This window comes from Thalassospira sp. Z349TD_5 (assembly GCF_056173045.1).
In genome coordinates this window covers 3,601,614-3,613,208 of sequence record NZ_CM149654.1, presented here as the reverse complement: position 1 = coordinate 3,613,208, position 11,595 = coordinate 3,601,614, and the positions used below count along the sequence as shown (strand labels likewise).

Below are 11,595 nucleotides of genomic sequence, written 5' to 3'. Positions count from 1 at the left end.
TGTGACATCCTGATACGCCATTTTGTTTAATCCCCGTTTCGGACCGGAGTTTTTTTGATGCTCAGCCTTGCCTTTCCGGCAATAGACCCGATTGCTATTTCCATCGGCCCGATTGCCATTCGCTGGTATGCGCTGGCCTATATCGCAGGCCTTCTGATCGGGTGGCAATACGTAGTGTATTACTGCACCAAAACCCCAAAGATCATGAGCAAAAACGATGTTGATGATTTGCTGTTTTGGGCCACGCTTGGGGTGATCCTTGGTGGGCGGATTGGTTATGTGCTGTTTTACAATTTCGATTACTACATCGATAACCCGGCCAATATCCTGAAGGTCTGGCAAGGCGGCATGGCGTTCCATGGCGGGTTCATGGGCGTGATTGTTGCGATCATTCTGTTTGCGCGCAAACGCGGAATTTCGATCCTTGCGGTTCTGGATGCTGCGGCGGTGGCGACACCGATTGGTTTGTTTTTTGGCCGGATTGCCAATTTCATCAATGGCGAGCTGTTTGGCCGTGCGACCGATGCGCCGTGGGGCATGGTGTTTCCCAATGGCGGACCAATGCCGCGCCATCCAAGCCAGCTGTATGAAGCAGCCCTTGAAGGGCTGATCCTGTTTATCGTTCTGTTTGTGTTGTCACGTAGTGCGTTCGTGCGCCACCGTCCGGGGATTCTCGGCGGGACGTTCGTTGCCGGGTATGGCATTTCGCGGATCATTATCGAGTTTTTCCGTCAGCCCGATGCGCAGCTTGGCTATCTGATGGGTGGGACGACGATGGGGCAGTTGCTGTCGATTCCGATGGTTCTGGCCGGGGCGGCTGTCATTGCATATGCCTTGAAGCGTGAGCCGATTGAAACCCGTGTCCATCCCAAGGATGACCCCAAAAGCAAAGATGGAAAGACCGCGTGACCGAACTGTCTGCGAACCCGCTACTTGAACATATCAAACGCCGGATTTCGTTGTCCGGGCCGATCACGATTGCCGATTTTATGAATGAGGCCCTCGCCCATCCTGAATTTGGCTATTACCGCAAACAGGACCCGTTTGGCCGGGCGGGGGATTTTATTACCGCGCCTGAAATCAGCCAGATGTTTGGCGAGTTGATTGGTCTTTGGGCGGCGGTGAGCTGGCAACAGATGGGTGGGCCATCGAAAATCGATCTGGTCGAACTGGGGCCGGGGCGCGGAACCTTGATGTCCGATGCCCTGCGCGCTGTTCGCAATGTACCGGGCTTTAGTGATGCGATCACGGTGCGGTTTGTTGAAACCAGCCCGGTTTTGCGCACCCATCAGCAAACATCAATCATGCCATATGGCATTCCCGCAACATGGCACGAAGCGTTTGACGATATCCCCGGTCGGGCCGGTGTGCCGACGATTGTGATCGGTAATGAGTTCTTTGACGCGCTGCCGATCCGTCAGTTTGAGCGTGGGGAAACCGGATGGGCCGAGCGGCTTGTCGGGGTTGATGCAGCGGGTGGTGAACTTGGGTTTGTGCGCGGGCGCGAAACGCCGGTGGCCGATGCGCTGGTGCCTGCGACCTTGCGCGGGACGGCGAAAAAGGGTGACATTTTTGAGTCCTGCGGCCCGGCGATTGCCATTGCCGATCAGATTGCACGCCGTTTAAATGACAACGGCGGGGCGGCATTGTTTATCGATTACGGCCATCCCCATAGTGCGTTTGGCGATACACTGCAGGCGGTAAAGGCCCATGAATATCATCCGGTTTTGAACCAGCCGGGCGATGTTGATTTGACAGCCCATGTTGATTTCGCCGCCATTTCGCGCGCGATGATTGAGGCGGGCGCGCGGACCGGGGCGGTATTAACCCAGGGGACGTTTTTGGCGATGTTGGGCATTGAACAGCGTGCCGAACTTTTAAAAACCGATGCCAGCGAAGAACAGGCAAAGGCGATTGATCAGGCACTTGCGCGGTTGATTGCGCCCGATCAGATGGGAACGCTTTTTAAAGTACTGATCGGCTATGGTGCGACGACGACACCGCCACCCTGTATCAGCGGGGCAGAAGGGTAAACCCGATAAACCCGTAAACGCCGACTGATGACGTAAGCACGGAGCACACCACACCAATGACCCATCCGATAACGCATGGTATCGCCCGCGCTGCAAACGGGCTTGAGTGGTTTGAGGCCGAAAACCTTGGCACCCCATCATCGCTGCGGCACGGATTTTTCAGTCGCAAGGGCGGGGTTAGCGACGGCATTCACGGTGGGCTTAATGTCGGGTTTGGCTCCGATGACGATAAGGACCGGGTCGCCGAAAACCGCGCACGTGCCGCCAAGTCATTTGCGGTGGCGCCCGATGACCTGACAACGGTGTATCAGGTGCATGGTACGGATGTTGCCGTGCTGGATCGGGCGCTGTCACGCGATGAGGCGCCGAAGGCCGATGCGATGGTGACAGACCGGCCGGGTATAATGCTGGGCATTCTGACCGCGGATTGCACGCCGGTTTTGTTTCACGATCCCAAGGCCGGTGTAATTGGCGCGTGCCATTCGGGATGGCGCGGGTCTTATGGCGGGGTTTCCGAAGCAACAGTGATGGCGATGGAAAAGCTGGGTGCGAGCCGCGAAAACATTATTGCCGCTGTTGGCCCGTGTATCGCGCGCGCATCTTATGAGGTGGACGCCGCATTCCGCGATACGATCCTTACTGGCCCCGAGGGCAACGAAGACCTTTTTGATGCGTCGTCGCGTGTCGGACACTATATGTTTGATTTGCCGGAATATGTGCATCGCCGCACGATTGCGACTGGCATTGCCAAGGTCGAACTTGTGGCGCGCGACACGTTGGCGCAAGAAGACCTGTTTTACAGTTACCGCCGGACGACGCTTCGCAAGGAGCCCGATTATGGCCGGCAGCTTTCCGCGATCATGTTGTCAGAAGCGTAAGGGGGATACGCCATGCCACATTTGATTATGCTGTTTTTCTTTATGATCATCGTATCCATGGTTGGGTGCGTTTTGATGTGATTTTCAAAGTGGCTTTGATGAAATCGTTCCTCCGTACTTTCCTTCTTTTTGTTGTCACGATCATCCCGCTTGGTGCCTGCGGTGATTTGCCGCGCCCGTTTCAGGGCGCGGGGCGTGAAGGTGATCCGTCGCTTCTGGAATTGCGTGATACCGACACCGTGCGGGTCGAAGGCGGCGAAGATTTGCCGGAAGGCGCATCGCAGCATTTGGCACGGGCGATGGCGCGCGCATTGCGATCACGTGATATCCCGGCCTATAGCGACAGTGACAAGGGCGGCGATTACATTCTGCGCCCCAATGTTCAGGCCAATCTGATTGATGCCGGTGCATCAGTTGATATTACGTGGGTTCTGATGCGCCCGGATGGTCTGGCGATTGATACGACATCGGCCAAGGGGCAACTGAGCCCGGATCAATGGTTTGCAGATGTTCCGACCGAGCCCGAGGAAAGTGATCTTGCTGTGCCGCAGGAACTGGTGGACAAGGTGCGCGATCTCGGCGGGATTACGCAGGACCCGCAAGCGGAAACCTATGATGCGCTGGTGACCCAATCGGCCGACAAGATTGCCTTTATGATCACCGGGGACCGGACCGCATTGCGCGCAGCCCCGGTCATGAAAGTCGCCCTGATTGATTTCGCAGGCGCACCGGGGGATGGCAATACCGCCTTGGCAAGGTCGGCCGGAGCCCTTTTGCAATCCAAAGGGATCGAGATCGATAATACCGACATTGGGGATCATAGCGTAATTCTGTCGGCGACCACCCAAGTCACCCCGATTGATAAAAGCAAATCGCGCACACCAGTGGACCGGGTGTTGATCGAATGGGTGATCATGGATGTCGATGGCACGGAACTGGGCCAGATGAAGCAAAACAATGTGGTTCCGCACGGTAGCCTTGATGAGCGTTGGGGCACAATCGCATCGATTGCGGCACAGGCGGCGGTTGAATCCCTTGAAGGTGTTTTGGGCCAGATCGCCAGCCGTAAGCAATGGCAGTTGCGTGCGCCTAAAAAGACTGCATCGGCGCGTTAGGGGGTGGTGTGGCGGGGGGATGCATGACTGCCTTGTCGTTATTCGCCATTGGGCCCATTTACAGACTGTTAACGGATGGGTATAAAGCCGCCGCGATCTGCCAAGATGCGGAGTAGCCAAACAGTGGTCTTTGAGTGTTGTGAATGTGTCGTTGTGCCGGATGGGGAAACCTTGAAAACCGGGGCTTTGAGCGGCAAGGGCATGCAGGGAACCATCCCGGCACTTCGTGCAGGGCGGAGTTGCAAATTCGTTTTTTCGCTTTCCCGGCACCCATTATCCGAGGCCCCGCTATGAAGATCCTCGCTGGTAACAGTAACCATCCCTTGGCTGAGGCAATTGCTGACCATCTGAACCTGCCGCTTACCCGCGCAGATGTTAAGCGATTTTCCGACGAAGAAATCTGGTGTGAAATTCAGGAAAACGTCCGCGGTGAGGACGTTTTTGTCATTCAGAGCACCTCTTATCCCGCAAACGACAATCTGATGGAACTTCTGGTGGTGATCGACGCACTGCGTCGTGGGTCTGCACGTCGCATCACGGCCGTCATGCCGTATTTCGGCTATGCCAGGCAAGATCGTAAATCGGGTCCCCGCACCCCGATTTCGGCCAAACTGGTTGCCAACCTGATTACGGTTGCCGGTGCAGACCGCGTTCTGACCATGGACCTTCATGCCGGTCAGATTCAGGGCTTCTTTGATATCCCGCTTGACAACCTGTTTGCGTCTCCGGTTCTGACCAGCGACATCCGCAACAAGTTCGAAGGCCAGAAACTGGTCATCGTTAGCCCGGATGTTGGCGGTGTTGCCCGTGCACGTTCGGTGGCAAAGCGTCTTGATGCCGAACTGGCGATCATTGATAAACGCCGCCCGCAGGCCGGTGTGTCGGAAGTCATGCATGTGATCGGTGATGTTAAGGATGCAGCCTGCATTCTGGTTGACGATATCGTGGACAGTGCCGGTACACTTTGCAATGCGGCAGGTGCATTGAAAGAACGCGGTGCGGCATCGGTTGCGGCCTATGTTTCGCATGGTGTTTTGTCGGGCCCGGCGGTTGAGCGTATTGCCAATTCGCCGATGTCTGAAGTGGTTACCACCGATTCGATCAAGGCATCGGATGCGGTGCGGACTTGCGCAAAAATCAGACAGCTTCCGATTGCGCCGCTGATGGCCGAGGCCATTCGTCGCATCTCGGAAGAAAAATCTGTTTCCGTTCTTTTCGATTGAGGGTATAAGGCCCTCGTCGCGCTGGCACCCCTGGAGGCCAGCGCGCTTGTTTTCGTGGGCTTTCAGCGGTGATTTACACCAACCTGCGTAAACAAATTTTATAGTTCAAGGAGATTTTCTGATGGCAAACTCTGTTATCACTGCGGAAATCCGTGAACGGGCCGGAAAGGGGGCCGCCCGTGCCGTGCGTCGTGCCGGTATGGTCCCTGGTGTTATTTATGGTGCAAAACAAGAACCTGTTATGTTCCAGATTGACCCGCGTCCGCTCGTTAAACTTCTGCATCAGCCTGGCTTCTTTTCTCACATTCTGACGGTTAACGTCGGCAAAGAGAAATACGAAGTCCTGCCACGCGACGTTCAGTTCGACAAAGTGACTGACGCACCGATCCATGTTGACTTCCTGCGCTTTGCAAAAGGCCAGACCATGAACGTGGAAGTTCCGGTTCGCTTCATCAACGAAGAGAAATCACCGGGTCTGAAACGCGGTGGCGTTCTCAATATCGTTCGTCACGACGTCGAAGTTAGCTGTGCGCCTGCTGCTATCCCGGAAGAACTGGTCTTCGACCTTACGGGTGTTGAAGTTGGTGACTCGATACACATCTCGGCAATCAAATTGCCAAAAGGTGTTGAGCTTACGATTACCGACCGTGACTTTACCGTTGCAACCGTTGCTGCTCCGTCCGCTCTGAAATCGGAAGATAATGCCGATGACGCAGAAGATGGCGAAGAAGACGCAGCGGAATCGACCGAAGAATAAGATTGAGGTCTTAAGATGTTTTTGGTGGTTGGATTGGGAAACCCGGGATCGGGATATGCCGCCAATCGCCACAATATCGGCTTCATGGCGGCGGACGAACTCGTCCGCCGCCATTCTTTTGGTCCCTGGCGCAAAAAGTTTCAGGGGCAATTGTCCGAAGGTGAATTGAACGGGCAGAAAGTTCTGGTTCTGAAACCGGAAACCTTCATGAACCTTTCGGGGCAAAGCGTTGGCGAAGTGCTGCGCTTTTACAAGATTCCGGTCGAAGACGTTATTGTCCTGCATGATGAGCTGGACCTGCCGCCGGGCAAGCTGCGTGTGAAACGCGGCGGGGGCCACGGCGGACATAACGGATTGCGATCCATCGACGCCCATTGTGGCAAAGAATACCGTCGTGTGCGGTTGGGCATTGGACATCCCGGTGAAAAGTCACGTGTCCATGGCCATGTTCTGGGGGATTTTTCCAAATCCGAACAGGATGGCTGGCTGATGACGTTGCTTGACGCGGTGGCAGCCGAGTTTGCCCGACTGACCAAGGGCGATGACGGCGGCTTTATGAGCAAGGTGTCAAACATTGTGTCACCGCCAAAGCCAAAGGCGCCGAAGAAAGACAAACCAGCGGCCAGCAAAGCCAAAGGTGAGGCCAGCGACCAAGAACCGGCTGGCGAAGATATGAACAATTTGTCGGGTGCAGCGCAGGTGCGCATTGAAAAGGCCGATACCCCGGTCAGCAATGCCGCAAATGCGATGGCGCAAGCCCTTGCCAAGGCGTTTGGCAAAAAGAAATAGTCTTTCGGCTTGATCATATTCGAGCCGATCCTGATAGAAACAAATCAAGTTACGGAGCCCGGAAAGATGGGATTCAAATGCGGTATCGTCGGTATGCCAAATGTTGGTAAATCGACCCTTTTTAACGCCCTGACCCAGACGGCTGCGGCCGAGGCGGCGAACTTCCCGTTCTGTACGATTGAGCCCAATACCGGGCGTGTCAGCGTCCCGGATGATCGTCTTGATAAAATTGCGGAGATTGGTAAATCGGCCACCATCATTCCGACCCAGCTTGAATTTGTCGATATTGCCGGTTTGGTGCGCGGTGCGTCCAAGGGCGAGGGGCTGGGCAACCAGTTTCTGGCCAACATTCGCGAAACCGATGCGATTGTCCATGTGCTGCGCTGTTTCGAAGATGGCGACATTACCCATGTTGACGGGTCGGTTGACCCGGTGCGCGATGCGGAAACTATCGAAACCGAATTGATGCTGGCCGATATGGAAAGCCTGGAAAAACGTATTCCGGGTCTGCAGAAAAAAGCCCGTCAGAACGAAAAAGAAGCCGTTCTGACGATGGAGTTGATTGAGCGTTCTTTGGTCGCGTTGCGCGAAGGCCAACCAGCCCGCACCGTCAAAATTGATGGTGAGGACGAAGAAAAAGCGTTCCGTATGCTGCAGCTTCTGACCAGCAAGCCGATCCTTTATGCGTGCAATGTTGACGAAGACAGTGCGGCCGAGGGCAACGCGCTTTCGGCCAAGGTTGCCGAAATGGCCGCCGCACAGGGGGCACGTTCGGTGGTGATTTCAGCGGCAATCGAGTCTGAGGTAGCGTTGCTTGACAGTGCCGAAGACAAAAAGGAATTCCTTGAAGGTCTTGGCCTTTCGGAAACCGGTCTGACGCGGTGTATCCGCGAAGGGTACAAGCTGCTTGATCTTTTGACCTTCTTTACCGTCGGCCCGAAAGAAGCACGTGCCTGGACGGTCTATAAAGGGGCGACTGCGCCGAATGCGGCGGGCGTCATTCATACCGATTTTGAACGCGGCTTCATCAAGGCTGAAACGATTGCCTATGACGATTTTATCGCATTCAACGGTGAGACCGGCGCGCGTGATAACGGTAAGCTGCGTCAGGAAGGCAAGACCTACATCGTTAAGGACGGCGATATCTTCCATTTCAAATTCAACGTTTAAGACGCATATTAAACGTAACGAATTCAAAGCCGTCGCAGATTTGCGGCGGCTTTTTCGTATCTGGCAGGGCTGGTTCGGGTGCGAAGGGGTTGTCAAAATGGCCGGAAAAGGTCACCCTTCGCGAACGCAGTAATGAGGTCACGATGAACGAACTAAGCCCGGCAAAACGCATTCTTCTGGTTTTCAACTCCGCCACCGGTCAACCGGGCCGGGTTGGGGATGTCATGCGTCGCTATGGCTATACGTTCGATATTCGTCGTCCGGGCGAAGGCGATGTCTTGCCCCATGATCTTGACGGCTACCACCTGGTTGTTGTTTTTGGTGGCCCGATGAGTGCCAACGAGGATGATCTGGGCAATGTCAGTGCGATCATGGACTGGTTGCCCAAGGTGGTTGCCAGTGATGTAATGTATCTTGGCATTTGTCTTGGCGCACAGATGATGGCGCGTCATCTTGGCGCATCGGTTGCCCCCCATCCCGACGGCCTGACGGAAATCGGCTATTACCCGGTTCAGGCGACAGAGGCCGGGCGCGATTTATTTCCCGATAATATGATGGTCTATCACTGGCACAGTGAAGGCTTCGGCTTGCCCGAGGGGGCGGAGCTGATGGCAACCGGGCCAACATTCCCCCATCAGGCCTATCACATTGATGGGCGCATCTGGGGCATTCAGTTCCACCCGGAAGTCGATGATGAAAGTCATGAGCGTTGGCTGTCACATGGTGCGGACAAGACAAACCGTCCCAACGGGCAAGGTCCCGATGAACAGCGTGCAGGCCGGGCCAAATATGACGCAGATTTTGGCGCATGGTTCGAACGGTTTGCTGCCAAGGTGCTGGTCGGGGGGCGTGTCTGCTCGGATATCGGTCGTTAATTTAGGTCCAGACCCTCGGCGACTGGTCCCTTAATTTCCGACCATCGCCTGACCAATGGTTCCCGCATCACTGCCAAACCAGACCGACTGCGTTTCGCGGTTGTAATCCATATGGCGAATGGTGATGCCGCCCGACGGGACTGGTGTGTTTGAAATGAATTTTTCTGCCGCCGGGTCAAAGCCGACAAACATCGCAGGTCTGCCACCTTCGACCGCCCAGACATGATTGGACGCATCAATTGCCATGCCATAGGGGCGGGAATTTTCGCCGCCGGGCATTGGCCATTCATCAATCATGCCCGATGCGGGATCAAGTCGGCCCAGAACACCGCGCGCATAACCCGTGTAAAAAACATGTCCCTGATCGCTTATGGCAATCCGGCGTGGGCGCGCACCATCGGGCAGGGCATGTTCACGCAGTTCAAGAGTTTGCGGATTAACCGAGGCCAGCTTGTTGGTGCCAAGAAGGGCAATCCACAAGGTGCCATCGGGAGCCTGTTTGATGCCATAGGGACGGGCACGCGGTGTCGGAACTTTGACCAAATCGACATCGTGGCTTTGCGGGTCAAGTCGGCCGATGAAATTACCATTTTGAACCGTGAACCAGATGAAACGGTTATCGGCATCGAACATCAGGGTATGAGGATCGCGCGCGGCATCGTTGGGCATGGCAATTTTGTTGACCTGATCGGTTTGCGGATCATAGCGCCCGATGTATCCCAACAGGTTTCCCGCGTACCAGACAATGCCGTCAGGCCCGACAATCAGGTTATGGGGGCCGGGTTCATCCTCAAGATCGCGTTTGAAAAATGCCCCGGTTTTGGGGTTAAGACGTCCGATGTAGTCGCCTACCTGCCCGACAAACCAGACTTCATCGTCCGATACCGCATCCGGGTCACGCGGCAATCCACCATATTCGACATTCCATTCGCGAATTTCGATTTCGCCAAAGGGATCGGCAGCATGGGCGGTGAACGGGACCATAGACGCCAGAATGGAAAAGGTTACGAGAAAGCCAAAAGGCATTTGCACACGCATGATGATATTCCTGCACCCGGAAGTTTCAGATATCGACGCGGTGCAATTATGCCCAATATTTGGCAAACCCCCAAAGGTCAGACGATCACAATCACGTGCTTGCCAAGGTGCGGGCGTTCATGTGCAGCCAGGCTTCGATTTTTGGGGCATCAAGGGGCAATGTATCGGCAATGCCACCGTGGAATTCGGCCCACGCATCGGCATATTCATCCCGCACTCCGACCAGTACAGGAATTTCAAGTTCCATCGCGCGTGAGATGACATCGCGCAACCCCCGTCCTTCGGCCTCGCTTCGACCAAAGCGTGCAACGATCAAAAGATCACTTCCGGCTTCGATATCTTGTGCGAGTTGTTCCGACAAGCTCGATAGCGCATCGCCGTCGAGCTTGCAGCCCTTTGCCATCGCACCCCGGTTTTTCGTGATCGACATTTCCGCGCCAGACCGCAGGTTGCGGACATAGACCAAGGTGCCGCAATCGCGGTCTTTATGGCGTTTTTGGACATAGCCAGAAATACGGTCGCACCGATAATGGGTCGTTATCTGGGTCAGTATGGCGTCAATTGGTTCCCTTGGCTGGAAACGTATTCCAGCCAGAAGGGGGTTAGATTGGGTGTCTTGTGTCACGCTGTCATATCCATCATCAGATTACTGCCATTCGGGAACACCCGACATGTCAGGTAGATGATGCGCGATCCCCTTGTGACAGTCGATACATGTCTTTTCACCGGTGAATAAAAATTTCTGATGGGCTTCGACGGCACGGGGGCTTTGACGGGTGATGTCCATTGATTCATCTGAATGGCAATTGCGGCATTCGAGCGAGTTATTTGCTTTAAGCCGCGCCCATTCATGCTGGGCCAGCTCAAGACGTTTATCGAGGAATTTATCGCGCGTGCTGATGGTGCCGAAAATCTTGCCCCAGACTTCTTTGGAAGCCTGCATTTTACGGGCGATCTTGTCTGTCCATTCATGGGGGACATGGCAGTCAGGGCAGGTGGCGCGCACACCTGACCGGTTTGAGTAGTGAATGGTTGATTTCAGTTCGGCATAGACGTTGTTTTCCATTTCATGGCATGAAATGCAGAATTGTTCGGTGTTGGTGGCTTCCAGTGCGGTATTGAAACCACCCCAGAAAATGACGCCGGCGATAAAGCCGCCCACGGTCAGGAATGCCAGACTGTAATGGACACTGGGTGTCGTCAGAACTTTCCAGTACCGTTTCAGAAGATTAATCATCGCCAATCCCCCTATTCCGCAATCCGTGTGCCGTTGTCAGGCAGAAGTTGATCAATATCGACAAAGTCATTGTCGACCAGAGGTTTGACTTCTTTCTGCGGGACGTGGCATTGGGTGCAGAAATAACGACGTGGACTGACGGCGGCCAAGAACTGGTTGTTGCGGTCCATGAAATGCGTGATCGAAACCATGGGTGCCCCGCTTTCGCCGGTGCGTGAACGAGCATGACACGACAGGCATTTATTGGCATTGCGGTCGATTTGATATCCTTCGATATCATGCGGAATGGTTGGCGGTTGCTCCGGATAGTTGCGCGGGCGTTTGACGCTGTTATCTTCGAAATTGGTAATGCGTGGTGCTGCGGATTCCTGATCCGGGGCGGTGCTGCGCAATGTTGTTATCGGTTCTGCGGCATATGCCATGCCAGCAATGCCGATGATGGCAAGCGACAGCAACCATTTTGGACTTATTTTCATGGCT

13 protein-coding genes are annotated in these 11,595 nt (G+C 54.9%); 9 read left to right on the top strand and 4 right to left on the bottom strand.

Annotated features, from left to right (window positions below):
- The first annotated feature begins 54 nt into the window (after nucleotides 1-54).
- The 9 genes from lgt (at nucleotide 55) to AC0VXT_RS16585 (ending at nucleotide 8,840) form a co-directional block, all read left to right on the top strand.
- A complete protein-coding gene (gene lgt / locus AC0VXT_RS16625; protein WP_475546310.1) occupies nucleotides 55-909 on the top strand; it encodes a prolipoprotein diacylglyceryl transferase in 855 nt (284 codons plus the stop codon).
- Nucleotides 906-2,033: a class I SAM-dependent methyltransferase gene (locus tag AC0VXT_RS16620; RefSeq protein WP_475546309.1), complete on the top strand. Its 1,128-nt coding sequence runs from the start codon at nucleotides 906-908 to the stop codon at nucleotides 2,031-2,033. The genes lgt and AC0VXT_RS16620 overlap by 4 nt, the downstream gene beginning before the upstream one ends.
- 56 nt (nucleotides 2,034-2,089) lie before the next feature.
- Nucleotides 2,090-2,911: a peptidoglycan editing factor PgeF gene (gene pgeF, locus AC0VXT_RS16615; protein ID WP_475546308.1), complete on the top strand. Its 822-nt coding sequence runs from the start codon at nucleotides 2,090-2,092 to the stop codon at nucleotides 2,909-2,911.
- A gap of 98 nt (nucleotides 2,912-3,009) precedes the next feature.
- Entirely contained in the window at nucleotides 3,010-4,026 is a 1,017-nt protein-coding gene (locus AC0VXT_RS16610) for a hypothetical protein (protein WP_475546307.1), read from the top strand.
- A gap of 290 nt (nucleotides 4,027-4,316) precedes the next feature.
- On the top strand, nucleotides 4,317-5,249 hold the full coding sequence (locus AC0VXT_RS16605) for a ribose-phosphate pyrophosphokinase (protein ID WP_022731249.1): 933 nt from the start codon (nucleotides 4,317-4,319) through the stop codon (nucleotides 5,247-5,249).
- A 121-nt stretch (nucleotides 5,250-5,370) separates the two neighbouring features.
- Nucleotides 5,371-6,006 (top strand): 50S ribosomal protein L25/general stress protein Ctc, encoded by a 636-nt coding sequence (locus AC0VXT_RS16600; RefSeq protein WP_022731250.1) that lies wholly within the window; start codon nucleotides 5,371-5,373, stop codon nucleotides 6,004-6,006.
- A gap of 15 nt (nucleotides 6,007-6,021) precedes the next feature.
- Nucleotides 6,022-6,795 carry an aminoacyl-tRNA hydrolase gene (pth, locus tag AC0VXT_RS16595; RefSeq protein ID WP_430469423.1) on the top strand — a complete coding sequence of 258 codons (774 nt, stop codon included), beginning with the start codon at nucleotides 6,022-6,024 and terminating at the stop codon, nucleotides 6,793-6,795.
- Nucleotides 6,796-6,861: 66 nt separating this feature from the next.
- Nucleotides 6,862-7,965, top strand: a complete 1,104-nt coding sequence (ychF, locus tag AC0VXT_RS16590) for a redox-regulated ATPase YchF (RefSeq protein ID WP_475546306.1) — start codon at nucleotides 6,862-6,864, stop codon at nucleotides 7,963-7,965.
- A gap of 143 nt (nucleotides 7,966-8,108) precedes the next feature.
- Entirely contained in the window at nucleotides 8,109-8,840 is a 732-nt protein-coding gene (locus AC0VXT_RS16585; RefSeq protein WP_475546305.1) for a glutamine amidotransferase-related protein, read from the top strand.
- 30 nt (nucleotides 8,841-8,870) lie between these two features.
- Here the strand turns inward: AC0VXT_RS16585 and AC0VXT_RS16580 are convergent, their stop codons facing one another.
- The 4 genes from AC0VXT_RS16580 to AC0VXT_RS16565 form a co-directional block, all read right to left on the bottom strand.
- Entirely contained in the window at nucleotides 8,871-9,878 is a 1,008-nt protein-coding gene (locus AC0VXT_RS16580) for a Vgb family protein (protein ID WP_475546304.1), read from the bottom strand.
- A gap of 91 nt (nucleotides 9,879-9,969) precedes the next feature.
- On the bottom strand, nucleotides 9,970-10,503 hold the full coding sequence (locus AC0VXT_RS16575) for a DUF2478 domain-containing protein (RefSeq protein ID WP_475546303.1): 534 nt from the start codon (nucleotides 10,501-10,503) through the stop codon (nucleotides 9,970-9,972).
- A 21-nt stretch (nucleotides 10,504-10,524) separates the two neighbouring features.
- The gene (locus AC0VXT_RS16570) at nucleotides 10,525-11,115 is read right to left on the bottom strand and encodes a cytochrome c3 family protein (RefSeq protein ID WP_022731256.1); all 591 of its coding nucleotides are present in this window, start codon (nucleotides 11,113-11,115) and stop codon (nucleotides 10,525-10,527) included.
- 11 nt (nucleotides 11,116-11,126) lie between these two features.
- A complete protein-coding gene (locus AC0VXT_RS16565; protein ID WP_475546302.1) occupies nucleotides 11,127-11,591 on the bottom strand; it encodes a nitrate reductase cytochrome c-type subunit in 465 nt (154 codons plus the stop codon).
- Nucleotides 11,592-11,595: the final 4 nt, after the last annotated feature.